Consider the following 18,303-nt stretch of genomic DNA (forward strand, 5'->3'; position numbering starts at 1 on the left):
GGGGAAGCCCGAGAGCCAAATGCCGTCGTTCGTCAGGCCTGTCGATTTGTATAGGGAGATTGACCTCCCAGGAGCAAGACGCCGCCAAGACTGAGCATGCCGGCGGCGACCAAATAGGCGCCGACGAGCGGCAATCCCCCATGAACAGCGAGCGACTGCGCGGCGATAGGGGCGAGCGCTCCGCCGACGATGCCGCCTAGATTAAATGTTATCGATACGCCTGTGTATCGAACGTTCGGATGGAACAGCGACGGCAACCAGCCGCCAAGCGGTCCATAGGTGAAGCCCATCGCAAACAATGAAAGCGCGAGCCATGCGAACACGACCCATAGCGACGCAGCGCCGAGCATCGGTCCAATCAGCAAGCCCGATAGAACGCACCCGAGGAAACCCCAGCGCAGCATGGACGACGCGCCGGTTCGGTCGGCCAGGATCGAGGACGTGATTACGCCGATCGCCAGGAAAATGATCGCGGCGATCTCCAGGCCCAGCATCGCCTGACGCCCATGTCCGAGCGTCGTAGTGCCGTAGCTTAGCGCGAACGCCGTGGTGAGATAGAACAGCGCGAAACAGGCTATGACGCCCGCGGTTCCCGCAATTGTCGCACGGAGATGATGCCGAAACAGGTCGGCGATCGGTACCTTCGCCAGGGTATCGTGCGCTGCCGCGTTGCGAAACGCCGGGGTCTCGGTCAGTTTGAGGCGCACCCACAGGCCGAGCATGACCAACGCCGCACTGGCCAAAAAGGGGAGCCGCCAGCCCCAGGCGTGAAACTGCGTGTCGGTCAGAACTGCACCGAGTAGCAGGAAGAGACCATTCGCCGCGATAAAGCCGATCGGTGCGCCGAGCGGCGGGAACATGCCCCAACGATATTCTCGGCCCGGCGGCGCGTTCTCGACCGCCAGCAACGACGCGCCGCCCCATTCACCACCAAGTCCCAAGCCCTGACCGAAGCGCAGCGTGCACAACAGAGCAGGGGCTATCCACCCGATCTGGTCATAGGTGGGCAGGAATGCGATCGCGACGGTCGAGCCGCCCATCAGCATCAGCGACGCCACCAACGTGGACTTTCGACCCAGGCGATCACCGAAATGTCCGAACAGGGCCGCGCCCAACGGCCGCGCAAAGAATGCCAGGCCAAAGCTCGCATAGGATGCGAGCAGCTGTACCGCTGGGTCTTTGGCGGGAAAGAAAGCCGGGCCGAACACCAAAGCCGCCGCCGTGGCGTAGATATAGAAGTCGTAGAATTCGACCGACGTGCCGATCAGGCTCGCCAGAAGGATGCGACGGTCCGAGGCGTTGGTCATTCGCGTCCTATTCCAACCCGACCTGGATGAGTCGAGCGGTTTCAAAGAAACTGGCCTATCCCGTCAGCAGTACAGTCGCCGCAGCGTCCGACTGCCACGCACCCCAAACTCAATCGATCACGGCCTCAATCAGCGAGCCCAAAAGCGGACCTTCTAAGCGCGGGTCCCGGCTAGCGTTGAGCAGCCAAAGACGCGGAGGACCCAAATCCACCGCGCCTTCGGGGTCTAGATCCTCAGCCTTCGATGAAGGCTAGCAAGTCGGCATTGATCACATCGGCATGGGTCGTCGGCATGCCATGGGGATAGCCTGGGTAGGAGATCAACTTGGCGCCGGCGACGATCTGCGCAGACATCTTGCCGGTCGTCGGGAACGGGACGACCTGGTCGTCCTCGCCGTGCAGCACTAGCGTCGGGACCGAGATCGCCTTCAAGTCGTCGGTGAAGTCGGTTTCGGAGAACGCCGCAACGCCAAGGTAATGGGCAAGCGCGCCCCCGTTCATGCCCTGACGAAGCCAGTTGAGACGAACCGCCTCCTTCACTTCGGCGCCCTCGCGATTATAGCCGAAGAACGGCAACGTGAAGTCGTAGTAGAATTGCGCGCGGTTGGTGGCGGTCTGTTCGCGGACCATGTCGAATACGTCCATCGGCACCCCGTCCGGATTAGCGGCGGTCTTGACCATGATCGGCGCGACAGCGCTGATCAGCACGGCCTTCGACACGCGGCCGGGCTTCGCCCGAGAAACATAGCGGGCGACTTCGCCGCCGCCGGTCGAGTGGCCGATATGGATGGCGTTCTTGAGGTCGAGCGCATCGGCCAGCTCGATGACGTCAGCGACATAGGTGTCCATATCGTGGCCAATCGCTGCTTGGCTCGAGCGGCCATGGCCGCGGCGATCATGGGCGATGACGCGATAGCCTTTCTGGACGAAGAACATCATCTGCGCGTCCCAGTCGTCGGAGCTGAGCGGCCAGCCGTGGTGGAACATGATGACCTGGGCATCGCGGTTGCCCCAGTCCTTGTAGAAGATCTCGGTGCCGTCCTTGGTGGTGATCGTGCTCATCGTCTTGCTCCCGTCGATCCGATGCGGCGTGCGTCGGTAAGGTGAAAGTGCCGTTGGATCGGTATTGACGAAATAGAAATGATTGCATCTAATCATTTCCGAAAATGACACGAAGGCTACCCGACCTCGAAGCATGGGCGATCTTCGCGAAGGTCGCCGAACTGGGGTCGTTCGCGCGCGCCGCGCAGGAGCTGGGCCTGTCGAACCCGACGGTCTCAAAAGCAGTAACGCGCTTGGAGGCGAGGCTCGGCTTGTCCCTCTTTTCAAGGACGTCGCGACGTCTTTCGCTCACCGAAGCCGGTCGCGCGTCGCTCGAACGTGCGACACGCATCTTGCGCGAAGGCGAGGCAGCCGAAGATGAAGCGGCCGAGCAACTCGCAATCCCGCGCGGCCGCGTGCGGATCAGCGCGCCGTTGTCATTCGGTATCGCTTACCTGGCGACCGCTCTCCCTGAATTCATGACGGCCTATCCGGATGTCGCACTCGATCTTTCGTTGAGCGACCGGCAAGTCGATCTGGTCGCCGACGGTTTCGACATAGCGATCCGCATTGCGCGCCTGGAGGATTCGTCACTGCTTGCTCGGCGCCTCTGCGCGGTCCGGCTGCTGCTCGTCGCGTCGCCCGACTACCTCGACGCTCACGGTCGTCCAACCCATCCGCGGCAGCTTATGGACCATGATGTGCTAGCCTATACTGGCGGCAACACACCGGGGGTTTGGCGCTTCAATCACGCGCTTTTCGGCGAGGAAGTTGTGGAGCCCCCGATCCGACTGTGGACCGATAATGCGGACGTTCTTAATCCCGCACTGCTGGCCGGACGGGGAATGGCGATCCAGCCCGAATTCCTCGTGTGGGAGCAACTGAGCGGCGGGGCGTTGGAACAGATCATGCCGGACTGGGAATGCCCGCCGCTTGGCCTGCACCTCATGACGCCGCCCTCATCACTCAGGCCGTTGCGGGTCCAGGCCGTCATCGATCATTTGGCCGCGGCATTGGCGACGACACCTTGGGCGCGCGCGTAGCCCTATCGCCTGCTTTGCGCCCTACTTGTCGCCATCACGGCGCTTAGTGAAAACCCGCACGCGGGCATACCCTTGTCCGCCCTACGGGCCTCAGTAGGTGATGCCCTTGGCCGCCAGCCGAGCATGCAGCGCGGGGTCGACGGCGTCCTCGTGCGCCTTGCGTACCTGGACCAGCGACGCCAGCGGACATTCGACATAATGGATCGCGCGCCAACCCTCGGGCGAGCGACGCAGCGTCATGCTGATGCGCACCGGACCGCCGAACGGCTTTGGGTACAGGCGGTTGCCGGGGAGATAGGTGCTCCAGTTGGCATGGAAGAAGGCAATGGCGACGTCCTCCCCGGCGCGGATCGCGGTGAGGTCGTGCCACGTCAGCAGCCTTTCCGCCTTCGAGCGGTCGACTCCCCAATAACCGAGAATCGCCTCCCACCCGATATGCGGCTCACATTCTTCGGCGAGATAGACCGCCTGTTCCTCGCTTTCATCCCACAGCGCGCGCATCGCGGTGACGTCGTAGCGGTTCCAAGCGGCGAAATAGGCGTCGAGGAAAGCGGAGAGTTCGGTGTGCAGCGGGGTCGTCATCGCTTCAGGCTCCCATTTTGCGAAGATTGAGGGGGCGGCGCGGGATGCTGACCGCCTTTTGCCGGGTGTAGAACGCTTCGGCAGCGCGGCCGCCCTCTGCTCCGACGCCGGATTCGCGGTAGCCGCCGAACGGCGCGCGCAGGTCCCGGAACATCGGCGTGTTGCACCAGATCGTGCCGGCGGAAACCCGTTCCTGCGCAGCCATGATCCGGCCGATGTCGCGCGACCATGCATAGCCGACGAGCCCAAAGCGCGACTCATTGGCGATGCGATAGGCGTCCTCGTCGGTGTCGAACGGCATCAGTGTGGCAAACGGCCCGAAGATCTCCTCCTGGCACAGGCGGTGATCGTTCGAGTCGACTTCCGCGATGGTCGGCTGGAAATAGAAGCCACGCTCGAACCCTTCGGCCCGGTCGCCTCCAGCGAGGATACGGGCACCTTGGTCGGCGGCCGACGGCACGAAGCTCATCACATGGTCGTAATGCTGGCGGGTGGCGAGCGGTCCGATCTCGGTCGCGGCGTCGCGCGGATTGCCGACGCGTACCTTGTTCGCGCGCTCGACGAAGGCCTCCACGAAGCGTTTGTAGATGCCGCGCTGCACCAGCACCCGCGATCCCGCCAGGCATTGCTGGCCGTTGTTTGTGAAGATGCCGATCAGGGCGCCGTCGAGCGCCGTTTCGAAATCGGCGTCGTCGAAGATGATGTTGGCCGACTTGCCACCCAGTTCCATGACCGAAGGCTTCAGATTGGCGCCGGCCGCCGACATGATGATCCGGCCGGTCCGCGTGCCGCCGGTGAACGACACGCAGTCGATTCCGGGATGACGGACCAGCCGGTCGCCCACGCTGGCGCCGAAGCCGTTGACGAGGTTCACCACGCCGGGTGGCAGGCCCGCGCCCTGTATCGTCTCGACCAGCATGGTAAGCCCCAGCGGGTCCTGCTCGGCGGGTTTCAGGACACAGGAATTGCCGAACGCGATGGCCGAGGCGACCTTCATCGATCCCAACGCCAGCGGCGAGTTCCAGGGGGAGATCAGCGCGGCCACCCCGACCGGCTCGCGCCGGACGAAGGTAAGGTAGTTGGGGTCCTGTTCGTACAGTTCCGCCGTCATCTGGCCGATATAATCGGCGAAGAAGCGGAAATTGCCCGCTGCGCGCACCACCTGCCCCTGACGGACCTGCGCATACGGGATGCCGGTGTTGGCGCATTCGACGTCGGCGATGCGGTCTGCGGCGGCGTCGATTGCATCGGCGCAGGCCCGCAGCACCCCCTGACGTTGCTCAACGCTCATGGAGCGCCATTCGCCGCGATCGAAGGCGGCGCGGGCCGATGTGACGGCGCGATCGACCAGCGCGTCCTCCGCCTCCGGCACCTCGGCGATGACTTCCTCCGTCGACGGGTCGACGACCCGGATGGGCGTGCCGGAACCGGCGATGCTTTCGGCATCGATGATGGCGGTGGAATAGCTGGTCATTGGTCGGTTCCTTCGAAGGATATGGCGAGGGCTTCGTAGAGGCGGGGCCGCCATTGGTCTGGGTCGGGCTCGGCGATGCCGATTGCGCGGCACAGACTGCGCGCGAGGCAGAGATTGGAGGACAACAAGGCGACGCCCGGGGGCGGGTCGGCCAGCAGCGCGAGCGACGGCATGCCGGTTCCGCTCAACAGAACCGCATCGACGTGCATTTCGGCGAGCTCCATGGCCGCGGCCCGTGCATCGGCGCTGCCGAGTGCATAGATGCCGCGCGTGTCGCTGCTCCCGGTTTCGATCCGGCGGACCGCCGCGACCTCATAGCCGCTGCTCCGCCAGTAGGCGGCAGCAGCGTCGGCGAGTTCCTGCGGATAGGGGGATGCGAGCGCGATCCGCCGCGCGCCCATTCTGCGCAGTTCCGCGTCGATTGCGTCGGCGGCGGTGATGATGGGATAGCCGAGCCGCTGCTCCAGCCGGGCGATCAGCGCCCGTGCGCGTGCCCGGTCCATCAGATATGAGGAGCCAGTGCAGGCGAAGCCATAGGCTGCGGGGCGCAGCGTATCGAACTGTTCGAGCGCACGATCCAAATGGTCAAGATAGTCCCACAACCGGGCGAGCGGCGTTTCCTCCATACTTGTCAGCCGCGACACCGCGATCGATACGGCGGGTGGCAGGAGGATGCGCAATTCAGCTTCCACTGTGGGGTTGGCCTGCGGCGTGCCGAGGCCGACGATACCGGCGCGGCCATAATCGTACCGCCCCCCCGTCATGCGATGGCCGCTTTTCGGAGCCCGTCGATCATCGAGGTGCGCAGGAGGTATGCGCGCGCTTTTGCCGGGTCAGCCGCCGTTTGTTGAAGCTCGGTCAGCATCTCGCGCCTTTTGGCGGGATCGCGTTCCTGCATCCGTGCCCGGTTGCGATCGGCCTGGGTGAGAATTTCCTGAAGCGCGATCGGGCGGCGGCGGCGCGTATAGCGATCGAGGTGCTCGACCGCCGCACCGTCCAGCACCTGCGCCAGCGTCGCGACGAGTTCGAACGCGTCGTGGATGCCACCATTCATTCCCATGCCGCCCGACGGCGAATTCACATGCGCGGCGTCGCCCGCCAGCAGCACGCGACCGTGGCGGTAGTCGTCCACGATCCGCATATGGATGCGATAGGGCCGGACCTCGCCGATTTCATGCCCGCCGGGGCTGGGGGCGATTTCCTGGAGTTTTCGAGCGATACTTTCTTGCTGTAGCGCGTCCTCGATCGTTTCCTCGCCATCGGGATAAAGGCTGCATCGCCATACATCAGGCAGGCGCAGCAGACTGAACGTGCCTTTCTCCTTCCAGACGTAGTTGACGTTCGACAGGCCGGGCAGATGGTCGTGGAACGGAAAGCGCGTGGTCGCGAGAATGGTGGTTTCGGGATAGGTCCTGCCTTCGAACTTCAGGTCCAGCCTCTCGCGAATAGTGCTGCGCGCTCCATCGGCGGCGATCAGGAACGCCGAGTTGAACTGGTGAAGGCCGCCCCCGGTGTCGCGAGCGGTGACCGATACGCTGTCGCCATCCCGCGTGAAGTCCTCCAGCGAAAGGCCCATGCGGACGTCGCCACCTTCCGCTCGGACGCGATCGAGCAGGATGCGGCACAGTATCGATTGCTTGCATTGCAGACGATAGGGATGAGCGGTCGCGTCAGCTATCGCCGCCAGGTCGAACACCGCGCGTTCGCCGCTCGGATGCATCCTGATCTGCCATGTCGGGCTGACCAACCCCTGGGCGATCAGCGGGCCGGCGACGCCAAGGCTGTCGAGCATATCGAGCGTAGGCGGGTGAAAGGTGGAAGCGCGAAGATCGTCGGCCAGTTCCTCCGAACGTTCGATCAGCGTGAAGGCAATCCCGCGCCGAAGCAGCAGGAGCGCCGCCGTCAGCCCGACCGGCCCGGCCCCAACGATCAATACCGGAGTCATGGTTGCGCCCGTCCTCCCTTGCAATCCAATTTGTACTAGATATAAGACTATTCAGCAGTCGCGATGCCTCTTGTCCAGAGCGAAATTGGCGGCAAGACTGCTCGTCGATGCCGCCCGAAAGGCGCGGGTGCAGGAGGTGAGCGATGGCGTCTGATGCACTGTTGAGCCGGCGGAATTCGGCCATCCCCGATATCGAGGCGCTGGCTCGCCCGACCCTGGAAGAGCGGGGGCGGCAGCGGTTTTGCAGCGCGCTTCGCCGCTACGCGATACAGGATATGCCGGAAATGCTGCGCGCCGATTTCCACGATCGGCTGAAGCCCCGGCTGGAAGCGCGGGGCGAGGCGCCCGACAATGCGCTGGCGATCGAGCGGGCGATGAAGCCCGAATTGTCGTACCGTTTCTATTCGACGCTGCGCTACAACGCGCAGGAAATGTGCTTCCTGTCGGTGCAGGGCAGCATCGAACGGGCGCTGCCGGAAATGATCGAGGTGTCGCGCGACGCGGCCGAGCGAAACCCGGCTGGCGGATCGCTGCGCCTCGATCCCACGCTCGAAATGCCGCGTTACCTGACCGCGCTCGACGTCCATCTGACGCCCGGCTGCTTCCACAACGAATGGATCGACGACGACGTCGCGCAGGGCGCGGTGGTCAGTCTTGGCGCGCGCGTGTTTTCTGCGACGATGAACCACCGAAGCTGGGGCGGCGTGGCGCGGGCGATCAGTCGCTGGATCAAGCATGAGCGCCCCGATTTCCGGCCGCTCCGGATTCTCGATCTCGGCACGTCGTCGGGCAAGAATCTTATGCCGTATGTCGAGGCGTTTCCCGGTGTCGAGGCGCATGGCGTCGATCTGGGCGCGCCCTTATTGCGCTGGGGCCATGCGGTCGCAGAGCACGAAGGCATCCCGATCCATTTCAGCCAACAGAATGCTGAATCACTCGATTTCCCCGACGGTCATTTCGACCTGATCGTGTCCAGCTTCTTCTTCCACGAAATCCCGGTGAAGGCGACGCGGAACGTTCTGAAGGAATGTCGCCGCCTGCTGCGGCCGGGCGGGATGATGGTGAATCAGGAACTGCCCGCGACGGGCCTGGTCGATGCATGGGAAGACTATTTCTGGAACTGGGACACCGACAACAACAACGAGCCGTTTTATACCGCATTCCGCGCGCAGGACCCGATCGAGCTGATGGACGAGGCCGGGTTCGATCACGCACGCAGCTTCGCGCAGATACTTCCCGACGCGAACGCCTATCCCGACCGCCACGCCGCGTTCGACTGGGAAGAGCCGGGTCGGCCGCGCCACGGCAAGGGCGGATGGTATGTCTTCGGCAGCAGCGTAGCTGAATAGCGGCGCCGGTCTTCAACATTCATAGTTAGGGAATTGCGGTGGAGAAGACAGCAAGCTGGTACCGCTGGTACGTCGTCGTCCTTCTCCTGCTGGTCTTCATTCTTTCCTATTTCGACCGCTACATCCTTTCGTTGCTGGTCGAGCCCATCAAGAAGGCGATGAACCTCAGCGATTTCCAGATCGGGCTCCTGATGGGTCCGGCCTTTTCGATGTTCAACGTCCTGGTAACGATCCCGCTCGGGCTGATGGCCGACAAGACCAGCCGCAAGTGGATGCTGGTCGTGGGCATCGTCGTCTGGTGTACGATGACGACGATGAGCGGCTTCGCGATGAGCTTTCTGCCGCTCCTGTTATTTCGCTTCGGGCTGGGCCTGGGCGAGGCAGTGGTCAGTCCGTGCTCGGTGTCGATCATCAGCGACTATTTCAACCGCGAGGAGCGCGCGCGGGCGATCAGCCTGTATATGGCGGGTCCCTATTTGGGGGCCGGGCTGGCATTTCTCGCCGGTGGCGTGCTGGTTTCGGCGCTGCACAGCAGCGGCCCGATGGAATTGCTGGGCTTGGGCCGATTCGAACCGTGGCAACTCGCTTTCTTCCTGGTGGGCATTCCCGGCACCGTCTTTGCGCTGCTGATGCTGACGGTGCGGGAGCCGAAGCGAACTGAAAAGATCGGTGCGCAGAGCGGCGCGCAGGCGAGCGCAGTGAGATATATGCTCGTCCGCTGGCGCGGCTTCGGCGTGGTCACGTTGGGCGCCACCTGCAATTTCGCGATGAGCACGCTCACGCTTTGGAACGTGCCGCTGTTCCAGCGCGTCCACGGATGGACGGTGGTGGAGATCGGAACGGTCACCGGCCTGTTCTATTTCACCGCAGGGCCGATCGGCACCGCACTCGCGCTATGGGCGAGCAAGGCGCTGGGCCGGGGCAAGGAGGACAGCGCGATGCGTGTTCTCATCCTGGGCCTGTTCATCACGGTGCCGATGAGCGCGCTCTATCCCATCCTGCCCAGTCCCGAACTTGCCGTCGCGGCGATGTTCATCGCCTTTATAGGCAAGGCAGCGGCGACGGCCGGGGGTCCGGCCGCGCTGCAGATGATCACCCCGGGCGAGATGCGCAGCCGTTCGGTGGCGATATTCAACACGATCATCACGCTGATCGGCCCGCTGTTGGGGCCGCCGCTGATCGGGGCGGCGACCGACTGGATGGGCACGCCCAAGGCAATCGGGATAGCGCTTTCCGGGTTCGTGGTGATCCTGGGTGTGCCCAGCCTGCTGATCGTCTGCCTGGGCCTCAAACATTATCGCAAGCTGGCTATCGAGATGGCGGGCACGTTGAGGGCGGAGACGGACGGCGCCGGCCCGGTTGGCGGGGCTGTTCCTGCCTAGGCCTGAACGCCGGGCTATGCGCTTGCCAATGCTGTGTTGAGGGCAGGGGGCGGGCTCGCCTTCAATGTCAGGCGGTCGAGGACGATGCTCGAACCATCCTCGCTCGCTCTCGAGTGGCATTGCCGCTTGATTTCACCGCCCGCAAATGATTTGATATAGATATAGGACATATTTACACGGGTTGAATCTTTGCCGGAGCATGGATGAACGCGGCGCCGACATTGGCTGAAGAAGACAGATCGGCCGGAGTCCCCGGATCGCCGCGATGCGATCTGCTGATCGTCGGGGCTGGGTCCGCCGGGCTGCCCGCCGCCATATTTGCGGCGCGGCGCGGCGCCCACGTAGTGTTGATCGATCACGCAGATCGCATCGGCGGATCACTATGGGTGGCCACCGGACAGATGAGCGCGGCCGGCACCCGGTTGCAACGCGAGAAGGGTATCGAGGACCATCCCGACCTGCATTTCGAGGATGTCATGCGGATCAGTCGGGGAACCGCGAATCCGGGCCTTGTCCGTCGCGCGGTCGACAATGCCGCCGCCACGTTCGACTGGCTTATGGACGAGGGGTTCGAGCCACTGCCCGACCACCCCGTGAATGGCTTCGGGCACGAACCCTATCGATTGCCACGCTATTATTGGGGTCGCGATGGCGGGATCAGTATTAAGGACGTGCTGGTCCCGATCGTCGAGGAATTGATCGAACAGGGTGCCGTCACCCTGTGGCTGAACCACACGGTGACCGCGCTGGTGCAGGATGGCGACGGCACCATAACTGGCGCATCTGTGCGAGGGCCCGACGGCCGGGTCCGTGAAATAGACGCGCAGGCTGTATTGCTGACTTGCGGCGGCTATGCCGGCGATCCCGCTGAGTTCGCGCGGCGCAATGGCGTGCCGCAATATAATGCAGCGCCCTGGCACGGATCGCGCGGTGCGGGGCTGGCGCTGGGCGAATCCGTCGGCGGATACGCGCGCGGCGCGGAAAACCTGTTCTGCAATTTCGGGACGCTGTTCAACACCGACAACTTTCCCGCGCACGCCGTGGGTCGGGTCGAGCATTTTCCGGAACGCCGGGCACCTTGGGAAATATATGTCAACGCGAACGGCCAGCGTTTCGTTCGCGAAGATCTTGACAGCGTCGACGCCCGGGAAATGGCGCTTTTTCATCAGCCGGGCCAACGATATTGGATCGTGTTCGATCATCGTATCCTGAATGAGGCGCCGCCGATCGTCGTCGGCTGGACGCGGGAGCAGATGCTGACCGCGTTCGAGGAAGGCGGCCCTTCATTCCTGACAGGCGATACCATCGCCGATCTCGCCGGGAAGGCCGGGATCGACGCCGACGGGCTTGCCCGTGCGATCGAGGGATTCAATTACGGCGTTAAGACCGGCAAGGATTTCCTGGGCCGCCGCCATCGCCCGCTTCCAATCGAGCAAAGTCCGTTTCACGCCATTCGGATGCAAGCGAGTTCGATTTCCAGCTCGATAGGCCTGGCGGTCGATGAAGAACTGCGGGTGATCCGCAGCGACGGCACACCGGTCGGCAACCTCTATGCGGCTGGCGAAATACTCGGCTCCAGCCAGACGATGGGCAAGGCGGCCTGCGGCGGGATGATGGTGACGCCGGCCATGACCTTCGGCCGGTTGCTGGGCGATCATCTTATCCCGCTGGAACTGGGCCGATGACCCTGCCGATCCTGACCGCGCTGCCGGGCGAGCGACGCGGCTATATCGATGGCCCGGACGGTCAGCTGCATTACCGTAGCCACGGAAGCGGGCCCGCGGTCGTGCTGGTGCACCAGGCGCCCTGGGCCTCGATCCAGTTCCGGCACGTCCTGCCGGCCATCGCCGAAGAAGGTTATCGCGCGATCGCGATCGACCTGCCCGCGCATGGCATGTCGGACCCGCCGGCACGACCCGGTATCGATGCCTATGCTGCGGCAATCGGTGCGCTGATCGAGGCGCTCGAACTGGGACCGGCGGTAGTCCTCGGGCATCGCGGCGGTGGGCTGGCGGCGGGCCGCCTGGCGGCAGAGCGACCGGAACTGGTCGCGGGGCTGGTGCTGGACAACGCGCCGTTCCTTTCCGCCGAGGAGCGCGCGGAACGGATCGGCCGCTTTCCTGACGATCAGCGGATTGCGCCCGACGGCAGGCATCTTACCGACCGTTGGGGCTGGGTTCGCCGCGTCGGCGATCCAGACTGGAGCGACGAGACCGTCCATATCTCGGTTCTTACCTATTTCCAGCACGGTCCATGGAAGGAACATGGCCATTCGGTAATCCCTCTGCACGATTTCGAGCGGGATGTGCCGCGCATCGATTGTCCGACGCTGATCCTGGCGAGCCGGACCGACCCGCTGTTCGAATCGGGGCAGCGACTTCACCGGGCTCGGCCCGACTGGAGCTATGCGGAATTGCCCGGCGGTCCGGGCATGGTCCTCGATCGGTATGACGAATGGCTTGTTCCGGTGCGGAATTTTCTTGCCCGGAAGGTCGGCACGCAAAGCGCAAAAACCGGTTTACAAACTTCACATTTGTTATAAACATATGACAAATTCTAGGTTTGCTGGGAACACCATCGGGCGCTGACGGGCGCAAAGCCCGCGCGGGGACAAAGTTTCAGGGAGTCAGGCATGATGACGAGCAAGTGCAAGTTGGGATTCTTCGTGGGTGCGGTGCTGCTATCGACCACTTCCGCGATGGCCCAGACGGCGACCCCGCCGGAACCCGTCGCGGATGACGGTAAGACCTCCGCGACGGAAGGCGGCGACATCATCGTCACCGCCCAGCGCCGCGGCGAGCGTCTGCAGGACGTTCCGCTGGCCGTTTCCGCCTTTACCGCACAGGACATGCAGTCGCGGCAGGTCAACAACACGCTGGATTTGGTCAATTACGTCCCGAACCTGATCGGCCACAACAACACCGCGCTCGGCACGGCGAACACCTATTCGTTGCGTGGGCTGGCGAATACCGAGTCGATCTCGACTTTCGACCCGCCGGTCGGCACCTATGTCGATGACATCTACATCTCGCGTCAGGGCGCCAACAATTTCTCGTTCTTCGATGTCGAGCGGGTCGAGGTCCTTCGCGGGCCGCAGGGGACGTTGTTCGGCCGCAATACGACGGGCGGCGCGATCAACGTGATCCTGCGCAAGCCGGGCGAAGAGGTCGGCGGTTATGTCGATGCCGGTTATGGCCGGTACAATCGGGCCCAGCTTCGCGCTTCGGTGGATTTGCCGCTCAACGCGAAAATCCTGACCAAGGTTTCCGGCTATTACAACCGCGCCGACGGCTATGTCGATGATCTGGTGACGGGTGAAAAGCTCAATGGTGAAAAGAGCTGGGGATTGCGCGGCGCGATAAGGGCGTTGTTGTCAGACAGCGTGACCTGGGACCTGTCGGGAAGCTATACGTATTCCGCGATCGCCAACCTTCCGAATTTCTATGATGCGACGAATGACCGGCGGATCAGCTACACGCCGCTTCGTACCGATCAGGGGCTGGGCACCGCTCTCGTTTCGGCCGGTCTTGCCGACATTCCGTTGGGCAACAAAACTCGCTCGACGCTGATAAGCTCGAATTTCGAGGTTCGGGTCAACGACGGCCTGTCGGTGAATTTCATCACCGGCTACAGCTATCTGCGCCAGAAATACATGACCGACAGCTTCGCGGGCCTGAGCAGCGCAAGCGTGAAGTTCGACGGGGTCAATTTTCTCTCCGGCTCTCGCGGTACGTCAACACCGCTGGTCAACGACAGCTGGAGCAAGCAGTTCAGCCAGGAAGTCAAGCTGACGGGGAACACTTTAGGCGGGCTGCTGACCTATGTCGGCGGTTTCTATTACGTGAACGAGCGCAACTGGACGAACTTCGCCAATATCTCGGTGCCGTTGACAGGCGCGGCGACGGTCAGCGGCGACCGCATCATGCGCAACAACACCGAAGCCTATGCCGGTTATTTCCAGGGTGATCTGCATATCACGCCGAAGCTCACCTTTACCGCTGGCATTCGCTATACCGACGAGAACAAGGTTATCTTGTTCTCGCCGAATGCCAGCCCGCTGGCCCGGTCAGCCGCGATCAACCAGCCGTTTACGACGCAGGATCTGGTCACTGCCGGTATCCCGACCGAATTGCGCTCGAAGGTATGGACCCCGCGTTTCGCGCTGAACTACAAACTGACGCCTGACATTATGGTCTTCGCCTCGGCGACGAAGGGCTTCAAGTCGGGCGGCTGGAACTCGCGTGCTTATTACGCGGCGGGCGCGGTCGCCTTCACCAAGGAGACGATCTGGTCATTTGAGGGTGGTGTGCGGTCGGAATTCCTCGACCACATGTTGAAGGTAAACCTGACCGGCTTCTACTTCAGGGACTATGACGCTCAGTTGCCGGGCGGCGGGTACAATCCGGTAACTAATTCAATCACTTATCTCACGCGCAACGTGGCCGATATGACGAATTACGGCCTGGAAGGCGAAATCACGCTGACGCCCGTGCGCAAGCTCAACCTGTTCTGGACGTTTGGGCTACAGCACGCGAAGTACACAAACCTGAACCAGGCGACCAAGGATCAGATCGCTCGCTGCCTAGCCGGCACCTACGCCAACAATTGTAACACGGGCATCGTCACGCCAGCCGGAACCGTCGCAGAACCGACGCGCGCGCCACGCTTCACCTCGACCCTGGGGGGCAATTACAGTTTCGACCTCGGCAGCGGCTATTCGCTGCAGCCCAGCGTGAACTGGAATTATATCAGCGGGACATGGGTTGCGACGTCGAACGACGTAGCCGGGTTCCAACCGGCGCATAGCCTGGTCAATGCCGGGCTGACCTTCGCATCCGAGAAGGGCTGGTCGCTGGGCGTCGAGTGCAACAATTGCTTCAACGATGTCTACAAGACGTCCTTCCTGATCTATCCGTATCTCAACAACCCGGGGAGCTGGTTGGTTCGGGCGCGCTACAAGTTCTGAGCAGCGCGTGAAGCAAGGGGAGCGAGGGTGGCCCTTCGCTCCCCGTTATGCGAGTATTAGATGATGGCGGGAGCCGATAAAATCGATGTGAAGCTGCCTCGAAAAATCAAGGGCAAGCGGTCTCGCTTCTTCGACGATCCCGCGCTCGATCAGATCATGACTTTCATGCTCGAACTGATGGCCGAATTCTCCGCCCTGCGTGAGCGGCACGATACGGTGGAGCGGTTATTGCAGGAAAACGAGGCGATCACCCTCGAAGACATCGAGGCCTATCGCCCGACCGCCGAGGTCGAGGCAGAACGCGCGCAATGGAACGACGCGTTCATCCGCCGGGTGATGCGCCTGCACGATCCCGATTGAATGTGACAGCCTACCCCCATCTCTTTTCGCCGGTGAGGATCGGCGAACATGTCCTGCCGAACCGCATCGTTCACGCATCGACATCGACTCACTATTGCGCGGACGGGCGCGTTACCGATCGCCTGATCGACTATTACATCAACCGCGCGCGTGGTGGCGCGTCGCTTCTGGTGAGCGAGCCAATGGCGATGTTGCCGTGGCAGACGTTGCCGACCCGCCCACAGGTTCTATCGGGCATCAACCGCGACGCGCTGGCGCGCTGGGCCGACGCGGTCGCGCGCGAGGGCGGCTTGATGCTGGGACAGGTTCAGGACAATGGGCGCGGATTCCGGGCCGGTTTCCGCAACCTCGGCGCGCGTGGCGCGTCGCCGCTGCCGGACGACCTGAGTTGGACCGTGCCCGAGGAGCTTACCACCGCCGAAGTCCACGATATGATCGGCGCGTTCGTGGAAAGTTGCGTGAAACTGGCCGAAGCGGGGTTTGCCGGGGTCGAGATTTCGGCCGGCCACGGCCATTTATTCCACCAGTTCCTCGCCGCGCGATCCAACCGTCGCTCGGATGAGTTCGGCGGTGACCTCGCCGGACGGACGAGGCTGTTGCGGCAACTGATGAACGGCATCCGCGAAGCATGCGGCAGCGGCTTTATCATCGGGGCGAAACTTCCAGCGTGGGACGGCATGACCGATGGAATCGACGAAACCGAGGCCGAGCGGATCACCGCGCTGCTCCATGCCGATAGGGTGATGGATTACCTTACCTATTGCTGGGGTAGCCATTCCGACACGCTCTATACGCACCTGCCCGACAATCACGGACCGCGGATGCCTTATGTCGACGCCATCTGTCGGCTCGGCCGCACGGCGGCGCCCGATGTGCCGCTGGGCGCGCTTGGCCTGATTACCGATCCAAACGAGGGGGAACGGATCGTGCGCGAGGGCCTCGCCGATCTGGTGATGCTGGCGCGGCCGCTGGTCACTGATCCGGCATGGGCGGTGAAGGCGCGCGAGGGGCGCGAGGCGGAAATCCGCTATTGCGTGTCGTGCAATACCTGCTGGGGCATGATTACATCCGGGCGGGGTTTGCTGTGCGACAATAATCCTCGTGTCGGCAGCGCCGACGAGGCGGACTGGCAGCCGGGTGCCGCCGCAGCGCGGCGTCGCGTGGTCGTCGTCGGTGCGGGTATCGCGGGTATGGAGGCGGCCTGGGTTGCCGCAGCGCGCGGACACGAAGTTCACGTTTTCGGCGCATCCGACGACCCGGGGGGCAAGACCCGCCTCCACGCTATACTGCCGGGCGGCGAGGGGCTGAGCAGTATCTACGACTATCAGTTGCTGGCGGCGCGGCGTCACGGCGCGCGGTTGCATCTGGGTCGCCACGCCAACGAGGCGGACATTCTCGCGCTTTCCCCCGATGTCGTGATCCTGGCGACCGGATCAACGCCGTCATGGCCCGCTTTCTTGCCCGATACCTGGCGTGAGGAGGGGCTGATCCCCGACCTGCGCGAGGCCGTGCGCGCGCTTTCGGCCTATCCGGGGCATAATTCCGGTGTAGCCGTGATCTGGGACGAAGATCACAGTGCCTTCACTTACGATGCCGCCGAGTTCCTGGCCGGGCGTTTCGATCAGGTCGTGATCCTTACGCCGCGGGAGCGGATCGCCAGCGACGAATCGCTGGTCGTGCGGCAGGGAGTCTATCAGCGGCTCTATCGCAAGAACGTGCGGATCGTCACCTCGGTGCGGCCGCTGCCCGAACCCCGGATAGAGCAGGGCGAGGTCGCCTATGCCAACATCTTCAGCGGCGCGACGGACGAGGTGACGGACGTGTCGTTCCTGACATACGCGACCGCGCGCCTGCCCGACGATGCGCTGGCCGCGCCGCTGCAGGCGGCTGGCGTGGACGTGCGGACGATAGGCGATTGCAAGGCGCCGCGCATCGTCCTGACCGCGACCGCCGAAGGGTATCACGCGGCGATGAACTTGTAGGAGCAGGAACATGTATCCCGATCTCGAAGGCAAGGTTGCGATCGTCACTGGCTCGGGACGACGAAAGGGGCTGGGCGAAGCGATCGCGCGCAAGCTTGCGGAAGATGGCGTCAAGCTGGTGATCCATGACCTGGGCAAGGTCGAGGGCAATCTTGCGCCCGCCCACGGAATCGGCGCGTCGGAAGAGATGGCCGCGGTTGCCGACGACATCCGCCAAATCAACCCGGACGTCTCCACCTTTCAGGCCGACATGCGTGAGGAGGCGCAAGTCGAGGCTCTTGTCGCCCATGCCGTCGATCGTTTCGGCCGACTCGACATTCTGGTGAACAATGCCGGCGTCGGCTATCTGTTCGGCCCTCTGGTCGATGCGACGCAGGAGATGTGGGACACGGTGCTGAACGTGAACCTGCGCGGTGCGTTCTTCGCGACCAAGCATGCGGTGCGTCAGATGCTTAAGCAGGATGTTCAATCCGGTTGGGGACGCGGCCGCGTGGTGTCGATCGGCAGCCGGGGTTCGAAATCGGGGTCGGCGCTGACCTCTTCCTATATCGCGTCGAAACATGGGCTGGTCGGGCTTACCCGGTCGGCCGCAATCGAGCTGGGTCCGGAACAGATCACCGTCAACGCGGTCTGCCCAAATCACGTAACGACCGGCCTCGGCAGTTGGCAGAACGAGTTCATGGCCAAAGCGCGGGGGCAGACGCTGGAGGACTATATGGCGGCGATGCGGTCGCGTATTCCGCTGGGCCGGGTCGGCGAGCCGAGCGACACCGCCAATGCCTGCGCTTTCCTTTGCTCCGGTCAGGCGCGCTTCATCACCGGCGAAGCGATGAACGTGTCGGGCGGCGAGGAAATGCACTGATCCCCGTCGCT

15 protein-coding genes are annotated in these 18,303 nt (G+C 63.3%); 9 read left to right on the forward strand and 6 right to left on the reverse strand.

Annotated elements, in window-relative coordinates; genetic code table 11:
• Nucleotides 1-32: 32 nt before the first annotated feature.
• Complete coding sequence (locus J0J06_RS02415; RefSeq protein ID WP_294039757.1) at nucleotides 33-1,307, reverse strand: MFS transporter; 1,275 nt, start codon at nucleotides 1,305-1,307, stop codon at nucleotides 33-35.
• A gap of 233 nt (nucleotides 1,308-1,540) precedes the next feature.
• Nucleotides 1,541-2,368, reverse strand: a complete 828-nt coding sequence (locus J0J06_RS02420) for an alpha/beta hydrolase (RefSeq protein ID WP_294039758.1) — start codon at nucleotides 2,366-2,368, stop codon at nucleotides 1,541-1,543.
• A gap of 104 nt (nucleotides 2,369-2,472) precedes the next feature.
• On the opposite strand from J0J06_RS02420, the gene J0J06_RS02425 reads away from it, so the two are divergent.
• Nucleotides 2,473-3,390: a LysR family transcriptional regulator gene (locus J0J06_RS02425; protein WP_294039759.1), complete on the forward strand. Its 918-nt coding sequence runs from the start codon at nucleotides 2,473-2,475 to the stop codon at nucleotides 3,388-3,390.
• 90 nt (nucleotides 3,391-3,480) lie between these two features.
• Here the strand turns inward: J0J06_RS02425 and J0J06_RS02430 are convergent, their stop codons facing one another.
• From J0J06_RS02430 to J0J06_RS02445, 4 genes are read right to left on the reverse strand one after another with little or no spacing between them, the layout of a single operon-like run.
• Nucleotides 3,481-3,972: a nuclear transport factor 2 family protein gene (locus tag J0J06_RS02430; protein ID WP_294039760.1), complete on the reverse strand. Its 492-nt coding sequence runs from the start codon at nucleotides 3,970-3,972 to the stop codon at nucleotides 3,481-3,483.
• Nucleotides 3,973-3,976: 4 nt separating this feature from the next.
• Nucleotides 3,977-5,446 (reverse strand): aldehyde dehydrogenase, encoded by a 1,470-nt coding sequence (locus J0J06_RS02435; RefSeq protein ID WP_294039761.1) that lies wholly within the window; start codon nucleotides 5,444-5,446, stop codon nucleotides 3,977-3,979.
• Nucleotides 5,443-6,210, reverse strand: coding sequence for a hypothetical protein (locus tag J0J06_RS02440; protein ID WP_294039762.1), 768 nt, complete (start codon nucleotides 6,208-6,210; stop codon nucleotides 5,443-5,445). The genes J0J06_RS02435 and J0J06_RS02440 overlap by 4 nt, the downstream gene beginning before the upstream one ends.
• On the reverse strand, nucleotides 6,207-7,391 hold the full coding sequence (locus tag J0J06_RS02445; protein ID WP_294039763.1) for an FAD-dependent monooxygenase: 1,185 nt from the start codon (nucleotides 7,389-7,391) through the stop codon (nucleotides 6,207-6,209). The genes J0J06_RS02440 and J0J06_RS02445 overlap by 4 nt, the downstream gene beginning before the upstream one ends.
• A 143-nt stretch (nucleotides 7,392-7,534) precedes the next feature.
• Here J0J06_RS02445 and J0J06_RS02450 point away from each other — a divergent pair, with 143 nt between their 5' ends.
• From J0J06_RS02450 to J0J06_RS02485, 8 genes are all read left to right on the forward strand, one after another.
• On the forward strand, nucleotides 7,535-8,740 hold the full coding sequence (locus J0J06_RS02450) for a class I SAM-dependent methyltransferase (RefSeq protein ID WP_294039764.1): 1,206 nt from the start codon (nucleotides 7,535-7,537) through the stop codon (nucleotides 8,738-8,740).
• A 38-nt stretch (nucleotides 8,741-8,778) separates the two neighbouring features.
• Entirely contained in the window at nucleotides 8,779-10,122 is a 1,344-nt protein-coding gene (locus J0J06_RS02455; RefSeq protein ID WP_294039765.1) for an MFS transporter, read from the forward strand.
• Between the two features lie 203 nt (nucleotides 10,123-10,325).
• Nucleotides 10,326-11,807 carry an FAD-dependent oxidoreductase gene (locus J0J06_RS02460; RefSeq protein WP_294039766.1) on the forward strand — a complete coding sequence of 494 codons (1,482 nt, stop codon included), beginning with the start codon at nucleotides 10,326-10,328 and terminating at the stop codon, nucleotides 11,805-11,807.
• Nucleotides 11,804-12,664 (forward strand): alpha/beta hydrolase, encoded by an 861-nt coding sequence (locus J0J06_RS02465; protein WP_294039767.1) that lies wholly within the window; start codon nucleotides 11,804-11,806, stop codon nucleotides 12,662-12,664. The genes J0J06_RS02460 and J0J06_RS02465 overlap by 4 nt, the downstream gene beginning before the upstream one ends.
• Before the next feature lie 90 nt (nucleotides 12,665-12,754).
• Nucleotides 12,755-15,088 carry a TonB-dependent receptor gene (locus tag J0J06_RS02470; protein WP_294039768.1) on the forward strand — a complete coding sequence of 778 codons (2,334 nt, stop codon included), beginning with the start codon at nucleotides 12,755-12,757 and terminating at the stop codon, nucleotides 15,086-15,088.
• Nucleotides 15,089-15,175: 87 nt separating this feature from the next.
• Nucleotides 15,176-15,448, forward strand: a complete 273-nt coding sequence (locus J0J06_RS02475; protein WP_294039769.1) for a hypothetical protein — start codon at nucleotides 15,176-15,178, stop codon at nucleotides 15,446-15,448.
• A gap of 2 nt (nucleotides 15,449-15,450) precedes the next feature.
• Complete coding sequence (locus J0J06_RS02480) at nucleotides 15,451-17,430, forward strand: NAD(P)-binding protein (RefSeq protein ID WP_294039770.1); 1,980 nt, start codon at nucleotides 15,451-15,453, stop codon at nucleotides 17,428-17,430.
• Nucleotides 17,431-17,440: 10 nt separating this feature from the next.
• Nucleotides 17,441-18,292, forward strand: a complete 852-nt coding sequence (locus J0J06_RS02485; protein WP_294039771.1) for an SDR family NAD(P)-dependent oxidoreductase — start codon at nucleotides 17,441-17,443, stop codon at nucleotides 18,290-18,292.
• The last annotated feature ends 11 nt before the right edge of the window (nucleotides 18,293-18,303 follow it).

The organism is Sphingomonas sp. (genome assembly GCF_017304615.1).
Classification (GTDB): Bacteria; Pseudomonadota; Alphaproteobacteria; order Sphingomonadales; family Sphingomonadaceae; genus Sphingomonas.

What these genes read in the sequence shown, in the direction of transcription:
- J0J06_RS02460 (WP_294039766.1), top strand. Translation starts at nt 10,326, where the DNA reads ATGAACGCGGCGCCGACATTGGCTGAAGAAGACAGATCGGCCGGAGTC.
- J0J06_RS02440 (WP_294039762.1), bottom strand. Translation starts at nt 6,210, where the DNA reads ATGACGGGGGGGCGGTACGATTATGGCCGCGCCGGTATCGTCGGCCTC.
- J0J06_RS02430 (WP_294039760.1), bottom strand. Translation starts at nt 3,972, where the DNA reads ATGACGACCCCGCTGCACACCGAACTCTCCGCTTTCCTCGACGCCTAT.
- J0J06_RS02415 (WP_294039757.1), bottom strand. Translation starts at nt 1,307, where the DNA reads ATGACCAACGCCTCGGACCGTCGCATCCTTCTGGCGAGCCTGATCGGC.
- J0J06_RS02425 (WP_294039759.1), top strand. Translation starts at nt 2,473, where the DNA reads ATGACACGAAGGCTACCCGACCTCGAAGCATGGGCGATCTTCGCGAAG.
- J0J06_RS02485 (WP_294039771.1), top strand. Translation starts at nt 17,441, where the DNA reads ATGTATCCCGATCTCGAAGGCAAGGTTGCGATCGTCACTGGCTCGGGA.
- J0J06_RS02470 (WP_294039768.1), top strand. Translation starts at nt 12,755, where the DNA reads ATGATGACGAGCAAGTGCAAGTTGGGATTCTTCGTGGGTGCGGTGCTG.
- J0J06_RS02450 (WP_294039764.1), top strand. Translation starts at nt 7,535, where the DNA reads ATGGCGTCTGATGCACTGTTGAGCCGGCGGAATTCGGCCATCCCCGAT.
- J0J06_RS02435 (WP_294039761.1), bottom strand. Translation starts at nt 5,446, where the DNA reads ATGACCAGCTATTCCACCGCCATCATCGATGCCGAAAGCATCGCCGGT.
- J0J06_RS02420 (WP_294039758.1), bottom strand. Translation starts at nt 2,368, where the DNA reads ATGAGCACGATCACCACCAAGGACGGCACCGAGATCTTCTACAAGGAC.
- J0J06_RS02445 (WP_294039763.1), bottom strand. Translation starts at nt 7,391, where the DNA reads ATGACTCCGGTATTGATCGTTGGGGCCGGGCCGGTCGGGCTGACGGCG.
- J0J06_RS02465 (WP_294039767.1), top strand. Translation starts at nt 11,804, where the DNA reads ATGACCCTGCCGATCCTGACCGCGCTGCCGGGCGAGCGACGCGGCTAT.